This window comes from Roseomonas haemaphysalidis, assembly GCF_017355405.1.
Classification (GTDB): Bacteria; Pseudomonadota; Alphaproteobacteria; order Acetobacterales; family Acetobacteraceae; genus Pseudoroseomonas; species Pseudoroseomonas haemaphysalidis.
The window spans coordinates 182,898-204,195 of the sequence record NZ_CP061178.1 but is presented as its reverse complement, the minus strand read 5'-3'; the positions used below and the strand labels follow the sequence as shown (position 1 = coordinate 204,195).

The 21,298-nt window shown below is 65.9% G+C and carries 14 protein-coding genes; 2 read left to right on the top strand and 12 right to left on the bottom strand.

Translation table 11 applies throughout. The annotated features are described in order from the left end of the window. Positions 1-79: 79 nt before the first annotated feature. Positions 80-4,762 carry a DUF4214 domain-containing protein gene (locus IAI59_RS18560; protein WP_207415866.1) on the bottom strand — a complete coding sequence of 1,561 codons (4,683 nt, stop codon included), beginning with the start codon at positions 4,760-4,762 and terminating at the stop codon, positions 80-82. Between the two features lie 102 nt (positions 4,763-4,864). On the opposite strand from IAI59_RS18560, the gene IAI59_RS18555 reads away from it, so the two are divergent. Together IAI59_RS18555 and IAI59_RS18550 are read left to right on the top strand one after the other, a co-directional pair. Then, the gene (locus IAI59_RS18555) at positions 4,865-5,629 is read left to right on the top strand and encodes a UTRA domain-containing protein (RefSeq protein WP_207415865.1); all 765 of its coding nucleotides are present in this window, start codon (positions 4,865-4,867) and stop codon (positions 5,627-5,629) included. Between the two features lie 348 nt (positions 5,630-5,977). Next, positions 5,978-6,895: an IclR family transcriptional regulator gene (locus tag IAI59_RS18550; RefSeq protein ID WP_207415864.1), complete on the top strand. Its 918-nt coding sequence runs from the start codon at positions 5,978-5,980 to the stop codon at positions 6,893-6,895. 232 nt (positions 6,896-7,127) lie between these two features. Here the strand turns inward: IAI59_RS18550 and IAI59_RS18545 are convergent, their stop codons facing one another. The 11 genes from IAI59_RS18545 to IAI59_RS18495 form a co-directional block, all read right to left on the bottom strand. Further along, positions 7,128-8,285, bottom strand: coding sequence for a mandelate racemase/muconate lactonizing enzyme family protein (locus IAI59_RS18545; protein ID WP_207415863.1), 1,158 nt, complete (start codon positions 8,283-8,285; stop codon positions 7,128-7,130). 40 nt (positions 8,286-8,325) lie between these two features. Further along, entirely contained in the window at positions 8,326-9,153 is an 828-nt protein-coding gene (locus IAI59_RS18540; RefSeq protein WP_207415862.1) for a carbohydrate ABC transporter permease, read from the bottom strand. After that, positions 9,150-9,980: a carbohydrate ABC transporter permease gene (locus tag IAI59_RS18535; protein ID WP_207415861.1), complete on the bottom strand. Its 831-nt coding sequence runs from the start codon at positions 9,978-9,980 to the stop codon at positions 9,150-9,152. Before IAI59_RS18535 ends, IAI59_RS18540 begins: the two co-directional genes overlap by 4 nt. A gap of 56 nt (positions 9,981-10,036) precedes the next feature. Beyond that, the gene (locus IAI59_RS18530; RefSeq protein WP_207415860.1) at positions 10,037-11,302 is read right to left on the bottom strand and encodes an extracellular solute-binding protein; all 1,266 of its coding nucleotides are present in this window, start codon (positions 11,300-11,302) and stop codon (positions 10,037-10,039) included. 77 nt (positions 11,303-11,379) lie between these two features. Then, positions 11,380-12,105, bottom strand: coding sequence for an RraA family protein (locus IAI59_RS18525; protein ID WP_207415859.1), 726 nt, complete (start codon positions 12,103-12,105; stop codon positions 11,380-11,382). 653 nt (positions 12,106-12,758) lie between these two features. Further along, on the bottom strand, positions 12,759-14,354 hold the full coding sequence (locus IAI59_RS18520; RefSeq protein WP_207415858.1) for an ABC transporter substrate-binding protein: 1,596 nt from the start codon (positions 14,352-14,354) through the stop codon (positions 12,759-12,761). Positions 14,355-14,405: 51 nt separating this feature from the next. Continuing rightward, the gene (locus IAI59_RS18515; protein ID WP_207415857.1) at positions 14,406-15,542 is read right to left on the bottom strand and encodes a C45 family autoproteolytic acyltransferase/hydrolase; all 1,137 of its coding nucleotides are present in this window, start codon (positions 15,540-15,542) and stop codon (positions 14,406-14,408) included. Between the two features lie 81 nt (positions 15,543-15,623). Next, on the bottom strand, positions 15,624-16,544 hold the full coding sequence (locus tag IAI59_RS18510; protein ID WP_207415856.1) for a GntR family transcriptional regulator: 921 nt from the start codon (positions 16,542-16,544) through the stop codon (positions 15,624-15,626). Between the two features lie 180 nt (positions 16,545-16,724). Next, entirely contained in the window at positions 16,725-19,421 is a 2,697-nt protein-coding gene (acnA, locus tag IAI59_RS18505; protein WP_207415855.1) for an aconitate hydratase AcnA, read from the bottom strand. Next, positions 19,414-20,178, bottom strand: a complete 765-nt coding sequence (locus IAI59_RS18500; RefSeq protein WP_207415854.1) for an MBL fold metallo-hydrolase — start codon at positions 20,176-20,178, stop codon at positions 19,414-19,416. The genes acnA and IAI59_RS18500 overlap by 8 nt, the downstream gene beginning before the upstream one ends. A gap of 67 nt (positions 20,179-20,245) precedes the next feature. Next, entirely contained in the window at positions 20,246-21,271 is a 1,026-nt protein-coding gene (locus IAI59_RS18495) for an Ldh family oxidoreductase (RefSeq protein WP_207415853.1), read from the bottom strand. Positions 21,272-21,298 lie beyond the last annotated feature (27 nt).

The following is a 21,298-nucleotide window of genomic DNA, read 5'->3' as shown; positions in this document are numbered from 1 at the left end:
GCATGAGGGTTTTCCCAAGGGCGGGCGACCCGTTTAACGCCGTTTTCTGACCGGCGTGTGACAGGCCGCCCCTTCCCTGTCAGGCGAACAGGAAGCCGTCTGTCGCCAGTTGCTGCAACGCTGCTTCCCCTTCCGGCGCCTCGGCAAAGGCGATCGCCACCTCGCGCCGGTCAAGCTCGCTACCGGCCAGGCGGGACACCCAGAAATCGACCTCGGGTGCGGTGGGGGTGCGGTCGAAGGCATCGCCGTAGAGGCGGGTCACGAAGTTCGCATCCTCCGGTCCCGCCATGGTGGCACGGGCCGTGAACTCGGCCGAGGCGGCGATGCCGGACAGCACGCCACTCAGCGGCTGGCCGGCCCCCAACTGCGCGTCCCAAAAAGCCAGCCCGTCCCGATCGACGTCGCGGCCCAGCAGCACCTGATATGCCCGTGACACTTCCAGCATGTCGCGGTCCGCCACGACCAGGGGCCCGTCGCCGCCGAACGTCACGGCCTCGCGTGAGGCGGCGATGCCGTGCAGCACGTCCGACCGTTCCCATCCCTCGCTCCAGAAGCCGGTTTCGGCGGCATTGGCTTCGCGGCCCAGCAGGGTGCGGTACAGTTCCTGCACGAAGGCGGCGTTGCCGGCCTCCGGACGCGCGGCGGCCTCTGCGGAAGCGAGAATGCCCGATGCCACCGTGGCCAGGGTGGCACCTTCGCCCAGCAGGTCGTCCCAGAAAGCGAGGCCGGCGGCATCCGAGCCCCGCCCCAGCGCCCCCTGGTACAAGCGGTCGATCAGGTGGGCCGTGCTGTCGCCGGACAGCTCATAGCGGCCATCGAGAAAGCGCACGGTTTCCACGTCCTGAACCAAGTCAATGCCTTCCGCACCGGCCACCTGCAGCAACCCGGCACCGGAGCGGATGTCGTGTTCCGCCCGCAGCCCGGCATATTGCACCACGTCCTGCCCGGCGCCGCCGAGGAAGTGGTCGTTGCCCGCCGTGCCGGCCAGCAGCCCGCCCCCGGGCCCCGCCGCGACCGGCGTGGCGGCGGCCGGTACCGCCTCCAGCCGGATCACGGTGACATCGTCGAAGGAGACACCCTGGCTGCCCCAGGAATACAGGCCAATGGTACCGCCGGGCGGCAGGCCCGTTTCCGCGGGGGCGGCGAACACCGCCTCGCCGTCCAGCCAGGCCTGCACGCGGCCGTCCTGCACGTCCAGACGCAGGCGCATGTCGGCGCCCACCTCGTAGAGGTTTAGGGTGCGGGCCACCAGATCCTCACGACCGTCCTGCATGCGCAGCACCTGGATCAGGCCCGTGTCACGGTCCATCTCCAGCTTCAGGTAGTTGGCGGCATCCTTGTAGTGGAACAGCAGGCCAATGCCCTGGGTGTCCTCCGTGCGCAGCGTGGCTTCCACCGAATAGTCCTGCCAGCCCTGCGCGGCGTCGTCGTCATACAGCGCGTAAGTGCCCTTTCGCAGGCCGTACACAACGTCACCCAACGGGCTCCAGCCCGCGTTCCAGGGGTCCGCGTTGCTGGCATTGCCGTTGGAGGTGAGCTGCCGGCTGTGGATGTCGCCGTCCTGCCGGATGCGGCCATCGGCCACGGACCAGGCGGAGACACCGCCCAGGTCGCCCTCGTCCACCACGGTCCAGCGGCCCATGCCGGCGGAAAAGTCATCATGCGCCAGCACCCGCTCGCGACCCACCACCTCCACCGCCACGCTGTCGGATGCGGTCGCGCCCGCCGCGTCGGTGGCCGTCAGCGTGATGGAATGGCGGCCGGTCGTTATGCTGGCCCCGGCCACGGCGCCCTCCGCCGCGCCCTTGCCGTCCCAGCTCCAGCGAAAGCCCGTGATCGCCTCGGGACCGAAGGAAGCCGTGCCGTTCAGCGTCACCTCGGCGCGGCCGTCGCCGTCAAGATCCAGCAGCCGCAGGTCGCTGCCGGCATGGGCGGTCAGCGCCGCGGCAGTGACCTGCACGTCGTCGAAACTAGCGCCTTTCTGACGGTCCGACAGCAGGCCCACGGTGCCGGTGGCAAGCGGGTTCGCATCCACCACCGGGCCACCGAAGACGTCATGCCCGTCCAGCAGCACGCGGATCTCGTTGCCGGTGACGGCAACCCGCAGCGCCATGTCAGCATCCAGCCGGTAGCCCTGCGGCACCTCCGCCAGCACCGTCTCCATGCCGTCCTGCACCTTGACCAGGCTGCGCGCGTCGCCCGCCGCGTCCAGCGTCAGGCGGTAATGGTTGGACGGGTCCTGCCAGCGGAACACCACGCCGAAGCTGTCGGTGTCCAGCGAGCGCAGCGTGGCGTCCAGAACATAATCCTGCCAGCCGTCCGAACCCTCGCCCTGCCACACCAGGAGGTTGTCCTCGGCATTGGAGCGGTCCAGCAGGCGGCCTTCCAGGCCCGCCTCGCCCGCGTCGCCGGAATGCACGGTGCCGACCACCTTCATCAGCGGCGCCTGGGCGGGCTGCACAGCCCCGAGCGTGCCGGCGCCGATCTCCGCCCGCAGCTCACCGCCATCGAAGCCGAACTGCGTGGCGCCGGGCAGCGGCGCCGCGGCATCCAGGATGCCGCCGGCGCGCGCGGCACCGAAGCCCGCCAGGGTCGCCTCCGGCAGCGCGCCGCCGGCGAAGACCACGTGCCCGACCACGCCGCCCGAGGTCGCCTGGGCGGGCTCGGCGAACAGCAGCAGTCCCTTGTCCGCGTCCACCGCGAAGCGCGCGGCATCGGCCACCACCTGCTCTCCAACCTTGGCACCGTCGATGAACTTGCGGATCAGCACGCCGCCCCCATCCGCCGGCTCGATGGTCAATCCGATACGGTGCCAGGCGCCATAGGTCAGGCTGCCCTGGTAGTTGCCAGAGATGCCGATGCCGGCGGTGCCGTCGTTGTTGTTGCGCAGATAGATCTCGGCGTCGCCGCTGTTGCCGGTGGCTGTCTGGAAGATGGAAGTCCAGGCCTCGCCGTCCTCCACCAGCAGGTCCATCACCAGGGTGTAGCTGGTGATGCGGCCATCGGTGGTCTGCGCCGGGACGCCGGGGTCAAGCTGCAGCCACTGGTTGGCAGCGAACTTCGGAAAGGCCAGCAACGCGGCCTCGCCCCCCGGCAGCGGCGCGACGCCAAGCGCCTCCGCCGTGCCGAAGCGCAGGCCGCCCTCGCCCGCCGGCACGACCCAGCCCGCCGGGTCGCCATCATTGAAATTCTCGCTCAGCAGGGTGGCCGGGGTGGAGATGGTGACGTTCAGCGCGTCGCGGGTGGTCAGCCCAGCCTGGTTGGTGATCTCCAGCGTCAGCCGGTGCTCGCCGCCCGCCAGCCGCAGTTCCGGCGTCAGCCCGGTGGCCAGGATCTCGCCCGCCGCGTCCCGCCACAGGATGCTGTGGGCGCTGCCGGCCACCAGCACCGAGGCGCTGGCATCGAGGCGCACCACCGCTTCCTCACCCGCCGTCGACACGAACAGGTCGTCGCCCGCGCGGGCCAGGGAAAATCCGGCGGGGGTGGACAGGTCGACCCCAGAGAACTCTTCCTGGTGGCCAATGTAGGGGCCGGTCAGCCCGTCGCGACCGAACACCTCCCGCCCGCGAAAGCCGTCCAGGTAGTCGTTCAGTTCCACAAAGTAGGTCTCGGTGGACACGGTGTCGTTGTCCGGGTCCACCACCACCAGGCGGATGGCGCCGTTGCCGCCGGCACGCCCCAGCGCCGGGTCGCCATTGCCCGTGACCTCGCGCGCGATGCCGTTCTGGTAGTTGACGAACATCTGGTGCACCGGCTGCCCACCGGCGCCGGTGCTGACCTGCGTCTGCGCGCCATCGCCGAAGTTATGGCCCGAGAAGGTGAAGGCGACGTTGGGGTATTTGCCGGCCAGTTCCGTCCAGATGCGGTCGCCATCCGCCGCGCCACGGATGTCATTGCCGACGCCGTAGGAGGTGCCGCCGTTCTCGCCCGTCAAACGCTCCGTCAGTGGACCGGTGCGGCCGTCGAGCGCCATGTAGCCGTGGGTGGTGATGATGACGCGATGGTCCAGATGCGCCTCGATCACCTCGCCGCCCCAGCGGAGCACATCGTCGCGCGGGCCAAATTCCAGCGTCAGCACCAGCCAGGGCGTGCCATCCGGCGCCGTGAAGGTGTGGTAGTTGTTCTGGTAGCTTGCCGGCTCACGGTCGTAGACGCCGCCGAAGCTGTCGTCCCGCGCCGCGGCATCGGCTGGCGAAAAGAATTCGCTCAGCCGGTCCTGGCTGCGGTCATTGGCAGAGCCGCCCGGGGCCAGGTCGTGGTTGCCGGGCCCGAGCGCGTAAGGGATCACGCCATCCAGCTTGCTCAACGCCGCCTTGGCCACATCCCATTCACGGGAAAGGTTGTTGTAGGTGACGTCTCCCACGTGGGTGACGAACTGAATGTTGTGGCTGTCCTTGTTGTCCAAGAGCCACTGGGTCATGCGCCCGAAGGTGGCGTTCAGGGAGGCATTCAGTGTGTAGTCCTGGGTGTCCGGCACCACCGCGATGGTATAAGCGTTCTCGCCCGCCACACGGACGCGGAAGCTATCGGTGACTTCCGCGCCCAGGGCGTCGGTCGCCACCACCCGCACATCGCTGTGACCCAGGGCCGCGAAGTCCAGCAGCAGCGTTCCGCCGGAAATGCTGGCCGCCGCCACCTCCCCCTTCGAGGTTTCAACCCGGTAGCTCATGCCCGTGCCGAACTGCGCATCAAGGTCAATTGCGCGTGCCTCGGCACCGCGCCGGACAAGCATGTCCTGGAAGGAATTCGGGAAAATGGCCATGAACTGCGCTCCGCTGACGATCCCTTCCCCGGATGACGGGGAGTTGCGGACCGGGTTAGACTAGTCCAGCGGATGATGTGACGGCAGGATGGCGAAAGTTTCATGACCATGCGTGAGGCCCCGACCGAGGCGAAGGTGCCTGGCGGACGGATGGGAACGATCCATCAGGCGCTTGTGCTCTGGCTGGACAAAGGCGGCGCCCCACCGGGTGGGCGCCTGCCGTCGGAACGACTGCTTTGCGCGCAGTACGACACGCATCGCGTGACGATGCATGAGGTGCTTCTGCGACTGGAAGCAGAAGGACTGATCTTTCGCGAAGGGCGGCGTGGCTGGTTCGTCTCGCCCCCGCGCTTCCGCTACGATCCGCTTAGCCGTGGGCACTTCGAGCGCAGCGTCCGCGACCAGGGGCGCCGGCCCCATACCTGTTTGCTGGACACCGCGCTGGTGTCGCCACCCGTTCTTGTCCGGCAGATGATGGGCTCGCCGGAAAACAAGCCGTTGCTGTGCATCCGCCGGTTGCGCAGCATCGATGACCGACCGGTGCTCTATGTCGAGCATTATCTCGACGGTGAAACACTTCCAGGACTGCTACAGCACGACTTGTCGGCGTCCCTGACCGAATTATACCGCGACGCCTATGGGCTGACCTACGGCTCGCTGCGCTTCAACATCCTCCCGGCGCCCCTGCCGCCCGAGGCCGCGAAGCCGCTGCGTGCGGCCCCCGGCAGCCCGGCACTGCTTGTGGCCCGCGTCAACCATGTCGCCGATGGGTCGAGCCGAGACTGCGACCTTGAATACTGGCGACATGATGCCGTGCTTATCGAGGTTAATTCCGGGGGGGATGCCTGTGCTACGAGATCATGTTGAAGAGCTTGGCGGCGCTTGGACCAGCTTTGCCGCCCTACTCGCCGATGGAGGAGCGGCAGACTCGCTGTGGACCATAAGGTCTCTGCTTGCAGCGCAGTACCACTTACCCCGGCAGTGGCGCGCCAAACAACAGTCAAACCGCGCCGGAAAAACCTCCTCATTGTCTCCGCTCAATGCTCTGTACTCCGCTGCAGGTAGGATTGGTCCTTGCTCAACCACAGCTCCTCGGCGCTGATACCGACCTTTCGCCCCGTCGCAGCACTGCTTCGCAAGCTCAGCAAGACGGCTGCTAGCTACCGGACCAGACTGGCTCACGGGAGTAGCCAAACAGTGTTTGGATTATGCAGGATGGGGTACGATGCGCGCCATGCCGATCCCGCTCTTCGCATCTTGCATTACCTTGCCGAGAAGAGCTTCTCTTCAGTCACTTACGATATCAATGTTCGGGGACCCATGTCGGACGCGCGAGAAACGGACGAAGGCCTGAAAAACGGTGTCCCCATCATCGACAGGATGATGGACATCCTTGATCTGCTGCAGCATCGCCAAGGCGGCGCCTCCATCAAGGATATCGCAACTTCGCTCGCACTGCCGCGGTCCACAGTATACCGGGTCCTGAACACGCTGGAACACCATGGGATGGTCCGGCGCAGCAGCGGCGCGGCCTATTTGTTGGGGCCCAGACTGCTGGCGTTAGCGGCCCAGGTTGTGGAGGGTGGCCATTATGATTTCGCAGAGATTGGTCGCCCGCACCTAGAGCGCCTGACAGACGCCACGAACGAAGCCAGCAAGATTTCGATCCATGGCGATAATGGCATCCTGGTCGTTGCCACCGCGCATGCCGCGCATGAATACGGTTTGTCGATCAATCCTGGCCGCCTTCTACCCTATCACGCTGGTGCTGCAGGAAAGCTCCTTATGGCTTATCTTGAGCCCAAGCGGATTGATCAGATATTGCAGCGCCCGCTACATGCCTACACGCCACAGACACCGGTCGATCCGGCAGTACTTCGCACGGAGCTAGCTACGATCCGGCACCAGGGCTGGTCCAGCGATATCAGCGAGTATTCCGGACTGGTGCGTGCCTTCGCCGCACCAATTCGGGACCCCAACGGGCATGTCGTTGCTGCCATCAGCGTCCCCTTCCTCGGCGACAAGAGCGAGGAAGCAATGGAGCGCATCCGCCAAGCCGTGGTCCGCACCGCTGCTACAATTTCGACATCGCTGGCACAGAATGCACGGCTCGGTCGACCACCGGCAGGTTGAGTGCGGCAACAGCGAATAAGTCGACGATGAGATGCATAGTCCGGCTTCCGAAAGTCTGGCAGCACTGGCAGCACAGTGCGATGAAGCCGACGCATCGTCGCATCTACCATGCTAGCTTATCTTGAATATGAGAGGGAGAGGCTTGTGCTCGGCCGCTTATTCAAGCGCGTGCTAGCCCCTGTTCACATATCATTAAGCCGACAGATCGGATTTGCTCGGCGCTATCGCTTCGTTATTCGCCGAACCCATCCAAGAAATTACCGTGCAAGTAGTCCATATTCATCTCGACACCGAGACCTGGCGCATCAGATAGTTTGAGGCGGCCGCCTGAGTTGTCGAGCGGCGCCTGGATCATCACGTCATAGTAGCTGAGATCATGATGAGAGGTTTCCAACTTATAGAAGTTCGGCACCGTCATCATCACTTGCGCGCCGGCCACCACATTGATCGGGCCTCCTGCATCGTGTGGCGAGATGGGCACGTAGTACGCCTCGGCCATCGTGGCCACTTTTTTCATCTCGGAGATGCCACCGGTCCAGGTCACGTCTGGCATGATGTAGTCAGCCAGTTCCTTCTCCAACACTGGAACGAAGTCCCACCGCGTGTGCAGTCGTTCGCCGACAGCGATATGTGTGTTGATACGCTCCCGCACCTGATGGAGGGCGTGGTAGCTCTCGACCGGTACCGGCTCCTCGAACCAGTCGATGTCACCGGCGTCTTCCAGTGCGCGGCAAAGGCGTACTGCTGTCGGCACATTGAAGCGGCCATGCGCGTCGATCAGTATCTCGATGTCCGGCCCGGCCGCCTCGCGCACCCAGGCGGTCAGCTCACAGGCTGTCCGCTCGCCGGCACGGGTCATCTCGCCATGAAGGTAGCCGTCCCGCCGTCGTGCGGGGCCCTCGTAATGTGGGAAGGGGTCGAACTTCAAAGCGGTATGACCAGATTCGACAATGCCGCGGATCTCCTCGAACACCGCCTCGCGGCTCGTAAACTTGCTTTGGTCCGGGTGGGTATAGAGCTCGATGTCGTCGCGCACCTTGCCGCCGAGCAGCTTGTAGATGGGCAGACCGAGCACCTTGCCGCGGATGTCCCATAACGCGATGTCGATGGCGCTGATGCAATGCGTCGGCGCGCCGCGGCTCCCCATATAGGTGAAGGCACGGAACACCTTGTGCCAGATCTTCTCGATCTGCTCAGGATCATCGCCGACCAGCAAATCATTCAGCTGGCGCAGGATGGCACCGACCGCGCGGTTGGCCATGCGGGTGGTCGTTGTAATCTCACCCCAACCGGTCACGCCCTCGTCGGTCCGGACTTCAACGAACAGGAACTCTCCCCAGGGCGTACCACGTGTCCGGACGATCCATGGGATGATGCGGGCGATCTTCATGACGACAGCGCTCCAGGACGTGGTGGAACAGGCATGCGGCTCACCCCTTGACCGCGCCGGCGAGCAGCCCGCCGACGAACAGCCGTTGCAGGGCGAAGAACACGAAGGCGACGGGAAGCGTCATGATCACGGATGCCGCCATGATCGCTCCCCAGTCCGTATCGGTGGAGGTGGTGAACTCGGCGACGCCGATCGGCAGCGTCTTCACGCTGGGGTCGGATGCGAAGCTGAGGGCGAAGATGAATTCGTTCCAAGTGGCCACGAAGGCGTAAAGCACGATCACCACTACGCCAGGCAACGACAGCGGTAGCATGATGCGCAAAAGCACCGTCAGGCGCGACGCGCCATCGATCACCGCCGCCTCCTCCAGCTCCGCCGGGATGGAGCGGAAATAGCCAGTCAGCATCCAGATGCTGAGCGGCAAGGTCAGGATCAGATAGGCGAGGATGAGCCCCACATAGGAGTTCAGCAGGCGGAGATAGCCGAACATCACATAGAGCGGAATGATCAGCGCCGCGGTGGGCAACAGGTGGCAGATCAGGATGAAGCTCTGCAGCAGCCCGTTGCCTTTGAAGCGAAACCGCGCCAACCCGTAGGCGGCAGGGATAGCGAAGACCAATCCTATGGCGGTGGAACCAAGCGAGACGATGGTGCTGTTTAGAAAGTAGCGCGGGATGTTGGACTGGTAGAGGACGTTGACGTAGTTCGCCAGGGTAGCGTGCTGCGGCAGCAGATGCAGCGGTAGGCTGTAGAGTTCTTCCAATGTTTTGAAGGAGGACACCACCACCCACAGGAATGGCAGCACGGTCACGGCCACTAGCACCGCTACGGGAATGTAGACCCAGCCGTTTCTCTTGCTTCCGGTCATGCGTCTGCCCTGGCTTGCTTCGCCGTCCAGCGAACGTAGATAGCGATGACGGTCGATACGACGATGAAGAACATGATCGATAGAGCGCTTGCCTGATTGAAGCGCGAGTACTCGAACGCTTCCTTGAAGATCTGGATTGAGGTCAGCAGCGAACGATTGGCTGGCCCGCCTCGCGTCATGGCGTAGACGATGGTGATGGAATTGAAGCCGTTGACCAGCAGCAGCAAAGTGATCGCCGTGATCGTGCTGCGGAGCGCCGGCAGCATGATGTGGCGCACTTCGTCCCAGAATGCCGCGCCATCGACCTGCGCGGCCTCGTAGAGCGAGGTCGGGATGGCCTGAAGCCCCGCCAGAACCATGATGGCCACGAAGGGAAACACCTTCCACACATGCACCGCGACCAGCGCAGGCATCACGGTGGCTGATTGAGTCAGCCAGCCTACCGGTTCATGCAACAGGCCGGTCATCAGCAGCAATTGGTTGATGACGCCAAAATCCGTGTGATACATCCAAGCCCAGGCGGTGGCCGCGACGATGTCTGGGATCACCCAGGGGATCAACATCATCGACCGTACGGCGCCGAGGCCGCGGAAACGCTGGTTCAGCAGAATTCCGGCTGCGATGCCGAGGATCAATTCGAATAGGATGGACAGCAGCACGTAGTACAAGGTGTTGTTCGCGGCACGTGCCGTCGTGCCCGATTCAACCACTTCCTGGTAATTCATCAGCCCGACATAGGCACCGGACGGGTCGGTGACGCTCAGCAACACCGTTTCGATGATAGGATACACCACGAAGGCCGCCAGGATCAGAATGGCTGGCAGCACGAACCATGGCCCTTGTCGTCCAGACATTGCGCCCCCCCTGCTCGTGCCCCCTCCGTTCAGGCCAGGATCCGGTTGATCTCGGCGGCGGCAGCATCCATGGCGGCCTGCGGCGTCCGGTCACCAATCAGCACCTCCTGCAGCCTTTGGTAGAAGACGTCTGTCATCCGCACCCAGGCGGGAATTGGCGGCTGCGCGCGGGCCAGCGCAAGCTGGTCGGCGAAGGGCTTCAGTACGGGACGGCTGAAGCGCGGCAGGTCCAGTGCTGCTGTCAGGGCCGGGAAAGTCTTGGTGTAGGCACCGATATGCTCGCGTGTGGCCAGAAAGCGTAACAGCCTCTCAGCACCTGCCTTGTTGCGGCCGTCACTCGGCGCGATGAAGGCCCAGCCGCCGAGCAATGCCGTACTTTGGCGGTCTTCCGGATGCGGCGTCACCATTACGCCGACATCAAGGTTTGGGTTGGCGCTCAGCACGTCAAAATCTGTTGGCGTAGCTTGGTACATCGCGATGGCTCCAGCTTGGAAGAGCCGGCGGAGTTCCAGCGCACCATTCTCCAGCGTCGATGGTGGCGACACCTTCAGCGTGCGGTAGAAATCCGCGTAGAAGCGGACGCCCTCGACGGACTCGCGGCTGTTCAGGACAGCCCGTTTCAGCTCGGCGTCCAGAATGTCGCCCCCGTTCATCCACACATAGGGCAGTGCCCGATAGATGACGTTGCTCTGCCCGCCAGGTCCGCCGCCGGCGATGCCGTAGCCATACCGCATCGCGCCGTCCGGCCCGCGCCGCGTCAGTCTACGCGTCGTCTCCACCAACTCCGGCCAGGTTTGCGGCGGCTTGTCCGGATCCAGTCCGGCATCACGGAAAGACTGGCGGTTATAGATGATCGACAGCGCTTCGGCCTGATAAGGAATACCAAGCACCCTATCGCCGGACGAGGCGGCCCGGATCGCAGCTGGCAGGAAGGCCTCCGTGCCCAGGCCAATCTCGCCCAGGAGCGGGCGGAGGTCATTGAGCTTGTTGGTGCCGGCATAGGACGGAATCCAGGAGGTCTGTACTTCCATCACATCAGGCGGGCTGCCGGAGCGCAGCGCGATCAGCACCTTGTTTTCCAAATCGGCATAGGGTGCGAATTGAAGCCGGATCTTGAGATCAGCATTCTGCTGCTCGAACTCCGCAGCGAACTGCGTCGCGATCGGCTTGGAGGGATCGGTGACCAGCCAGGTGATCTCGCCGGCCTCAGCAGCATGCAGGAACTCTGGCACGACCGCAGCTGCCACCGCCCCCGCGAGCAAGGCACGACGCCGGTATCCCTTTGTGCTATCCATGCGCGTATCCTCCCCTTGGTGCTTTGGTCCTTATGGCGGACCTTCAGCTTGATCTTGACCGGGTACGGTTCGCAGGCTCAGCCCGGCGGTTGTCGTGCGACCCATGCCTGGTATTGCGCCAGCCGCTCGGCATCAGGCGGATAGTAACCACGCACGCCGTGGCCGTCCGCGACCATCTGCCGGGACCAGCTATCCTGTCTTTCTTTAGCGATACAGTGCTCAGCAGCCTCAATCGCCAGATGAGCCGGCACGATGACTGCACCATCGTCGTCGCCAACCACGAAATCACCCGGGAAAATTGCCACGCCGCCACAGCCCACCAGTTCCTGTACGCCAGCCGGCATGATCGCGACCGGACCGGGCGGCGCGGCTGGGCCGGTGCAGAATATCGGCAGGCCCATGGTCTTCAGGTCGCCGACGTCACGCATTCCGCCGTCGGCTAGCACGCCTGCGGCCTTCGCCTGGATCAGCCGGGTCATCAGCACATCGCCGAGGCCGCCCACATGCGCGCAACTCTGCATGTCCATCACGAGCACATCGCCTTCACCAATCTCTTCCATGGCCCGGAGCAGCAGGCTGTCGGGATGGCCGAGATCCGTCGCAACGTTTAGGTCCTCGCGCTGAGGCACATAGCGAATGGTATAGGCACGCCCGACCATGCGGCATGTGTTGCCGTCCAGCGGCCGTACGTTCGACACGGATCGGCTGCGCATCCCATGCTTTTTGTACATGAAGCCTGTCAATGCCGCGGCAGAAACTTGGCTGAGCATCGCTATCGCTTTGGCGGCGTCTATCGCGTTCATGAACTCAGGCTCCCTTCCGTAGTCGCGTGACCATCGACCCATAGGCCAGCACCGAAACAGCAGCGTAGGAGAGCGGCCATCGCACTAAGGCGAAGCCTCGTGACGTCTCTTTCTTGTCTCTCCAGGGCCGCAATCGTATTGTTCAAATAAGAACTTCAGCAGTTCTTATTTAGCTTCGCTCGTTGGTTGGCTTCTGTCAACGGATCTCTGGCCGAAGTGCTGGGGTGCCAAATCCCGCCAAAACCTTATGTCCATGGATGAGTCGCCCCACGGAGCGTGAGCCCGTAGGACGTTCTTGCCGCCACACACTGGTTGAAGGGGCGAGACCGGCCTTGTCTGCCTCGTAATTAATTCGGCAGCCACGTCCGATGTTATTTGACTGGTCGGCACGAATGGCTGAGCAGAACCGAAATTGATACTGTTCAGCTTACTGAATCGTCGTGCAGCACCGTTTTCTCATGCGGAAGTGTAGAAATTGTCCAGTTACGATCCGAGTACTATACTTATTGGCATCGCCCAGGCCGGATCAGCAGTTTCTCAGGCCAAGCGGCAGAGCCCCCAGTGTCAGGGTCTGGAGCAGTATGCTGAACAATATTTCAGCCGTGAGGGATCGCAGCTCCAAGCCTTTGCAGCGCAGAGCAGCAAGATAGCCGTTAACGCGATGATTTGACTGCCATGGCATTGGTGCGCTCGTGGCCGCTGGCCTCATAGGACAGCCCCTTGCGGGTCACCCAGAAGTTGCTGAGTTGGTACAGCGGGATGATAGCGACATCGGTCATCGCGACCTCAATTGCCTGCTGCAGCGTCTTTTCGCGAGCCTCGTCATCCAGCGTCGCCATGGCCTTGGTGGTCAGAGCATCCAGGCGCGGGTTGGAGTATCCCCCGCGGTTGTAGGCGCCTGCACCCGTTTCCTTGTCTGGCGTGCTGAGGACATTCACCAACGCGTAGCCCGCTTCACCCGAATTGCTTCCCCAACCAAGCAGATTGACCGCGAACTCATGCCGTGCCGCCCGGGCGGCGTGGCTGGCGTTCGGGATCGCTTCCACCGTCGTGGGTACGCCCACGCGGGTCCACATCTGCGCGATGGCCTGCGCCGTGATCGCATCCGTCGGCCGGAGGTCATTGGGGACATGGAGCGTCAGTCGAAATCCTTGAGGAAAGCCTGCCTCAGCGAGCAACCGTCGCGCCAGATCGGGATCGAAGGCCGGCACCGCGACGGCCGGGTTGTACGACCAGGCGTCGGGCGGCAACCATTGCCCGGTCGGGCTGGCGGTCTGCTGCATGACGCGCTCGGCCAGCGCGTCCCGGCTGATGGCCACCGAGAGAGCCCGCCGGACCCGCTGGTCCCGCAGGGGGTTGGCGGGCAGGGGCTGGCCGGCGGCATCCGTGACAAAAGGCGAGGGCTCGGCGCTGCTTTGCTCCAGGGACAGGTAGATCGTCCGCATGCCCTGGTGGGAGAAGACGCTGAAGCGGGAATCCTGCCGCAGGCGCGGCAGGTCGTTCGGGGATGGTACGTCGATCACGTCGACGGAGCCGGACAGCAGTGCGGCGCTGCGCCCGCCGGCGTTCGGCAGAAACTTCAGCACCACCCGCCGCCAGTCGGGCTTCGGGCCCCACCAGTCGTCGTTGCGCTCCAACTCGATGCCCTGGCCATGCGTGAAGCTCAGCAGCTTATAAGGCCCGGTGCCGATGGCAGCCTTGCCGGAATTGTAGTCCTCCGTCGTGGCATCCGCGCCGGCGCGGTGGGAGATGATGGCCAGATTGGACAGGTCGTTCGGCAGGTTGGGCGAGGCGCCGCGAGTGTGGATGCGCAGCGTCTCGGGATCGACAACCTCCACGCGGGCGATCTGGCGCACCACGCCGCCGAACCCGCCGGGGCTGTTTGGCACGCTGCGGGCGCGTTCCACCGTGAAGCGGACGTCCTCACCCGAAAAGGTATTGCCGTTGCTGAAGCGGACTCCGGGCCGCAGCTTGAACTCCCACACTTCCTCCGACACCGGCTTCCAGCTTAGGGCCAGGGCCGGCGCCAGACGGTTCTCCTGCGTCTGGTCGATCAGCCGGTCGAAGATGTGGAGCGACAGGATCTTGGACGGGGTAGCGTTGTAGAAATGCGGGTCCACCGTCGGGATCGGCGCCGCCAGCCCGATCGTCAGGCTCGGGGCGGCGTCAGCCTTCGCAGGCGCAGCGACCAGCACGCCGGCAGCGGTGCCCCAGAGCGCCCGGCGGGTCAGCCGCAGGGTCGGCGTCATGCTGAATCCTTTCTTGCTGGGACGTTTCCCGGCCCTTGGCCTGTTGTTCCGTTATTCCGCCGCCGCCCGGGTCGCCGCGGCATCCTGCGGCAGGGTGTAGCGCGTAAAGCGTGCGCCCTCGGCTGGCAGCGGAGCCACCTCCATGAGGCCGGCGGCCGGCTGCATCACGACGGTCGCGACAGTGGCCGACAGGTTGTCGTCCGTGTTGCGGCGGACCGGGCGACACACCGAGAACGGCGTCTGGAAATCGTCGGCCAACGCCGCCTTGACGTGATCCACAGTAACGGAGCCCAGATGCGGCAGTAGCAGATCCCGCACCCGCAGGTCGCGGTACAGCGTGTCGGCATGCATCGCCATGCCAGCATCCTTCAACTTGGACAGCGCGACGGGGCTGACAAAGTGATTGGCATGCACCAACAGGCCGCCTTCCGGATGCACCTGGAAGGTTTCGTCCGGGGCGCACTCGAAGTCGATGCAGATACCGCCGGCCTGGCTGATCATCATGTTGTTCGATGCCGACTTGGGCGTCGAATAGACGGCCTTCATGGCATGGGCCACATGGGTCTGCTGCAGCACCTTGCGGCGGATCAGCGCCAGCGGCACGCCGACGTCGCGGTAGTCGCGGTCGGATTGCAGATAGTTGGCGGTGATGGCGATGCCGGCCGAATTCATCCCGGATCGTGCCAAGCCGCCGGCCTCGGTGAAGGTCATGATGTCCGGCCCGTCATCCCGCCGGATGCGCAGCACCACGGCGGTCTCGACGCATTCGGCCTTCCAGTCCCAGTTCTGCGCATGAACCAGCGCGCCGCCGGCTGCCGCCCCGGGCATGATGGCAACGGCGGTGCAGCCCTCTGACACGGCGGCAAGCCGTGCGCGCAGTGCCGGCTTCTCGGCGAGCTTCAGGATCTCCGTGCGTGCATTCAGCAGGACGATATCCTCGAAGGACGCACCTGAACCCTCCGCGATGCCCCGCATCTCAGGCACGTACCCATCGTCGAAGCCCTCGATGATTGGCAGGTAAAGCCGCACAAGCTCGCCCACCTGCGCCCCATCCAGCCCCAACCGCCGCAGCTGGGCGCCGTAATGGGCGATGCCCGTGTGAATACGCTCCCGAGCCTGTTGCCCGTATTGCCTGCCGCGTTTCATCGGCGGACCGGAGACCTCGATCAAGGGAAAGGCGTTGGGCATGGGGCGGCTCCAGGCGTGGATCAGGATGAGCCAAGTGATGCACTTTCCTGGACAAAGTGCAACTCTGTTCAGAGCAGCGAATCAGGGACCCAGGACGAGTGGCTGGTCGATCAAGGTGGCTGCTTGCTGGATATGCGCCGTCATTGCCGCTGCCGCGGCCTCCCGGTCGCCGCGCTTGAGGGCCTGCAGGATATCAAGGTGGGCTGACACGGATTGGCGGACCTGTGCGGCGCCGCGGGACCAGCCATAGCCGGAGAAACGGCGCAGGCGGTTCTGTTGCTGGACCGCCTGGCCCAGGAAGCGGTTGCCGGAGGCGTCGGCGAGCCCTTGGTGAAAGGCCGCGTTGAGTTCAAAGAAACCGATGGCATCGAACTCCTCCCACCGGCAGGCTCCGACTTCCCTGTGCTGGGCCTCCATCTGCGACACCCAGGCCTGGTCGAGGCGGAAGCCGGCTTCCCGCAGGGCTGCGGGCTCGACGATCAGGCGGAACTGATGCGATGCCCGTCGCTCCTCGGCTGAGTTGTAACCAGACTGGAAGCGCCAACCATGGCCGCGATTACGCCCGACGGCGCCGAGCTCCAGCAATTGGCGCAGCGCCTGTTGCAGGATAGCCGTCCGCACGCTGTAGCGTTGCAGTAGATCGCGTTCTGACACTTCGTCCGGCAGCGTCCCTATGCGCCTGTCTCGGGCGAGGCGGATCATCAGGTCAGCGACTTCTTCCGCTGGAGATGGCCCCGGGGCACCGAGCCTGGCGGCGTCCAGCCCCGGATCCACCAACCGTACCGCCCTACCCTCCGTCCGCACGACGCCCAGATTGGCGAGCAAAGCGATGGCCCCGTTCACCGGCGTGCGCGATACCCCCAGCTCCCGCGATAGCAACAGTCGCGACAGCTTCTCCCCCGGCTTCACGCTTTCCGCTTGCAGGCGGAGCAGGATGTCACGCGCGAGGCTGCGATGCAGCTCCGTGGTACCGTTGGCGTCGTGCGGGAACTCTTGAGGCATCGTGAGGCGGCTGTCCGGGTTCGGTCACTACCCTCAAACATACCGCTCGTACGCCGCCTTGTCCCTCCTGATCAGCCGAAGTGCCGTCGTGGCCCGGCAGGTGTGGTCGTCGGGCATGGACGATACCCGCAATTTCCGACAGCCGCCGCATCGCTATTCCAGCCTGGGTGAATACCCGTGTCAGTTTCTACCGAAGCTCGTACCAGACCATCGTGGTTCACCTTTCTCCACCACGCCGGGCGCTCCATCCTTCAAGGCGCGGCGTAGAATGGTCGGGATGATACCCCCGGCACGGATCAGGTTCACTTCGCGCGTCGTATCCAGCAGAGCCATAGCGGTGCCATGGCGCGCGTCGCCATCCTTTCGGTGAAGGATGATCGGCACGGCCGCACGGGGTGTCAGCACGGCGGAGGACAGAAGGACTTCGATCCGGTCTCCGGCTTCCAGTCCCATGGTGTCGAAGCGCCAGCCCTCCGGCAGGCGCAGCGGCAGCACGCCCATGCCAACGAGATTGGAGCGATGGATCCGCTCGAAGCTGTTCGCCAGCACCGCCCGCACGCCTAGCAGCTGGGCACCCTTCGCCGCCCAGTCACGTGAGGATCCGGTGCCATACCGCTCTCCCGCAATGATGACCACCGGGAGCCTGCCTTCGGCGTAGCGCGCTGCCGCCTGCCATACCGGCATCACTTCTCCCGTCGGCGCGAAAACCGACTGGCCGGCTGCGCGGCTGGGCAACAGGTGGTTCACGGCGGCCTTGTTGGTGAACAACCCTCGCAGCATCACTTCCCAGTTGCCGCGCCGGGAGGCGTAGACATTCAGATCGGCCGGGTTCTCGCCGTGTTCGACCAGCCAGGCAGCGGCGTCGCTGCGTGCCGGAATGGCACCGGCGGGGGAGATATGGTCGGTGGTGATGTCGTCGCCCAGGACCAGCAGCGGGTGGGCCACCAGCGATGCCTCCGCCGCCTCCGCCGGCCCGAAGTTCACGAAGGGCGGCGGGCGCAGATAGGTCGAGGCGCGATCCCAGGGAAACCGTGCCAAGCCGGGTGCCTGCAAGGTTGCCCAATCGGCGGAGCGATCGGCCTCCGCCGCCGATGCGGCGATATCGCCCGGCTCGCTCGCGGCCGCCGTCAAGGCATCGATCTCGCCGGCCGTCGGCCAAAGGTCGGCAAGGCGGACGGGACGCCCGTCCACCGCCTCGCCCAATACGTCGCGGCTGATGTCCAGCGCCGCGCGGCCGGCGATGGCGTAGGCGACGACCATGGGTGGGGAGGCCAGCAGCGCGGCATCGATCTGCGCGTGCACGCGGCCGGGGAAGTTCCGGTTGCCGGACAGCACGGCCACGGGGCGCAGGCCGTCCCGCTGCACCGCCTCCGCCACGGCGGGCAGCAATGGGCCGGAATTGCCGATGCAGGTGGCGCAGCCATAGCCGGCGATACCGAAGCCCAGCGTTTCCAGCTCCTGCAGCAGCCCGACCCGCCGCAGCCGGCGTTCCGCGCTGGGTGAGCCCGGGGTCAGGGAGGTCTTGACCCAGCCGGGCACACCCAGGCCCAGCGCCAGCGCCCTTCGCGCCACCAGCCCGGCGGCAACCAGCAGGCCAAGGTCGGTGGTGTTGGTGCAGGAGGTGATGGCGGCGATCGCCACGGCATCCGGCGGCAGCCCGGCCACCTCGCCGGCGGCGGGATCGATCCCCGCCGCACGCAGCGCCGCCGGCACGCCCGCCGGTGCCAGCCGGTCCTGCGGCCGGTGCGGACCGGCGAGCGAGGGGCCGATGCCGGCAAGGTCCAGAGCCAGCACGCGCGTGTAGCGCGGCGCCTGCGACGGCTCGTGCCACAGCCCCTGCGCCCGCGCGTACCCTTCCACCAGCGCCACCTGCGCCGCGTCTCGCCCGGTGTCCCGCAGATAGCGCAGGGTCATGTCGTCGATCGGAAAGACGCCGGTGGTCGCCCCATATTCCGGGGCCATGTTGGCGACGACCGCGCGCTGCCCGGCGGTCAGCCGCCCGACGCCCGGCCCGAAGAATTCCACGAACTCGCCGGACACGCCGGCGGCGCGCAGCATCTGCGTCACGGCCAGGGCCAGGTCGGTCGCCAGGCTGCCTTCCGGCAAGGCGCCTTCCAGCCGCACGCCGATCACCTCCGGTACGCGCAGCGAGACGGGTACGTCGAACATCACGCCCTCCGCCTCGATGCCGCCCACGCCCCAGCCCAGCACGCCGATGCCGTTGACCATCGGCGTATGGCTGTCGGTGCCGACCAGCGTGTCAGGCACCGCCCAGGCCTCGCCGTCGCGCCATTCGGTCGCGACCACGCTGGCCAGCCGCTCCAGGTTGATGGTGTGCATGATGCCGGTGCCGGGGGGAAACACCTGGAAGCCACTCACCATGCCGGCGGCCCATTTCATGAAGCGATAGCGCTCGGCATTGCGCGCCATCTCATTCGCCATGTTGATCCGCACGGCATCCGGCCGGGCGGCAACATCGACGGGCAGCGAATGATCGGTGGAGGTAGCGACGGGCACCGCAGGGTTGAGCCGCGCCGGGTCGCCGCCCGCCTGCGCCAGCACATCCCGCATGGCCGCGATATCGACCAGCGCCGGCCCGCAGGTGGTGTCGTGCATCAGGATGCGGCCAGGCGCGAAGGGAATCTCCGCCTCCGACACCCCGGTATCCAGGAAGTCGAGCAGCGCCAGCCGGCCGGCCGCGCGCACCGCCGCCTCCGGCTGACGCATGACGTTCTCCAGCAGAACGCGGTGGCACCAGGGCATCCGCGCCAGCACCGCCGGCCCACCCGCCACGGCCGGCAGGTCGATGCAGCGCCGGCGGCCGAAGATGCCCTCCAGCCAGCGTGTCGGCACTAGCGCAGCCGCGTCATCAGCCATGCCGCGCCGCTCCGGTCAGGTCGAAACGCGTGATGTTCCCGAACTCCTCGGTGAGTTGGGCCTCGATGGCGCAGGCCCGCTCGCCCAGCGGCACCATCCGGCCCGCATCGTCCAGCGCCAGGGGCAGGTCGTGGCCCGGCATCAGCACGGTACCCGGCACCTCGCGCCACAGCGCGTTCAGCCGGGCGATGGAGGCGGCGTGGGCGGCGGCATCGAGCGTCATGTCGGCACGCCCGCTGGCCAGCTCGGCGCGATTCTTGGCAACATCAGCCGAGAAGATGCAGCGCCGCGTGCCTTTCAGCACGAAGACCAGGTGATGCAGCGTGTGCCCTGGCGCGGTGAAGTAGTGGACGCCCGGCAGGTCCGTCCCGCCATCCCGCAGGCGCCGCAGGCGCGGGTGGCGGGCCAGCTCGCGCACGGTGAATTCGGGGTAGAGCGGGTCGCCGTCCGGCAGGGCCAGCGCCATCTCCAGCTCGGCGGCACCGACATGCGGGGTGGCGTTGGGGAACATCGGCCAGTTCAGGCAGTGGTCGTAGTGCAGGTGGGTCAGCAGCAGGTCGGTCACCGCCTCGGGCGCCACGCCGGCCTCCTGGAGCTGCGCCAGCAGGCGGCGGCGCGCGCCGAAGCCGCCGGTATCCAGCAGCGCGATCCGCCCGCCCGGCCCCCGCGCCAGGGCGACCGTGCTCCAGCCCAGGCCGCCATGGTACTTGGATTTGCCAGGATAGCCCTGCAGCAGAACCTCGACCGTCCACGACATCGCGCCGCCCTCCCTCGTAGTGGTGGCGCCGGCGCCCCGGGCGGGGGCCGGCGCGGTGTCGCTTCGCTCAGCCGGCGGGGGCCTGCATCGCCTCCAGGTCCGCCGTCGCGACCGTGACGCCCTCGCGGCGCGCTTTGGCGTAGAGCGCCATCTCGCGGTCGCCGGGGGCCATCACCGGCCGGGCGGGGTCGGCGGCGGGCGTGCTGCGCAGGATGGCGCCGAAATCCGCTATGCGCTCGCGCATCCACTCGGCCGAGTGCAGCTTGGTCGTGTCGATCAGGATGAAGACGTGGCCGAGGTTCTGCGCTGCCTCGGGGTTCTTGTCCCAGGCCTGCACGTGGGTCAGGTAGGCGGCGCCCGACAGCAGGCCCGCGAGCAGGTCCACCATCACCGCCAGGCCGTAGCCCTTGTGGCCACCCATCGGGAGCAGGAAGCCCTCCAGGCCCTTCCTGGCGTCCGTGGTCGGGTTGCCGTCGGCATCCGCCGCCCAGCCCTCCGGCAGCGGCTCCCCTTGCTGCAGCAGCTTGCGCATCTTGGCCCGCGCGGCCACCGACAGCGCGATATCCAGCAGGATGGGGTCGCCGCCCGGGTTTGGCATGCCGATGCCCATCGGGTTGTTGCCGACGCGCGTGTCCTTGCCGCCCCAGGGCGCGATGGTGGTGGTCGCGTTGCTGGCGATGATGCTGGCGAAGCCCTGCCCGGCGGCCAGGAAGCTGTAGGGCAGGATCGGGCCGAAATGGTTGCTGCCGCTGGCGAAGGCGGCGCCGATGCCGACCTCCCGCGCCGACTGCATCGCCGCCTCCAGCGCCTTCATGCCGACCAGGGGACCGATGCCGTTGCGCCCGTCGACCATTGACAGGCCCGGCGCCATCCGGGCCACCTGCACCTCCGCCCGCGCGTCGATGCCGCCGACCCGCACGCGCCCCAGGTACTGCGCCACGCGGCTGATGCCATGTGTGCGGACGCCGAACATGTCCGCCAGCACCAGCACCCTCGCCGTCTGGGCCGCGTCCTCCTCCCGCATGCCGCCGCCGTGCAGGGCGCGGGTGGCGAGGTCCAGCAATTCGCTTTCGGGCAGTTTGGTCTCGGTCATGCTCGCCTTCTGTTTCTGTTCGGAATG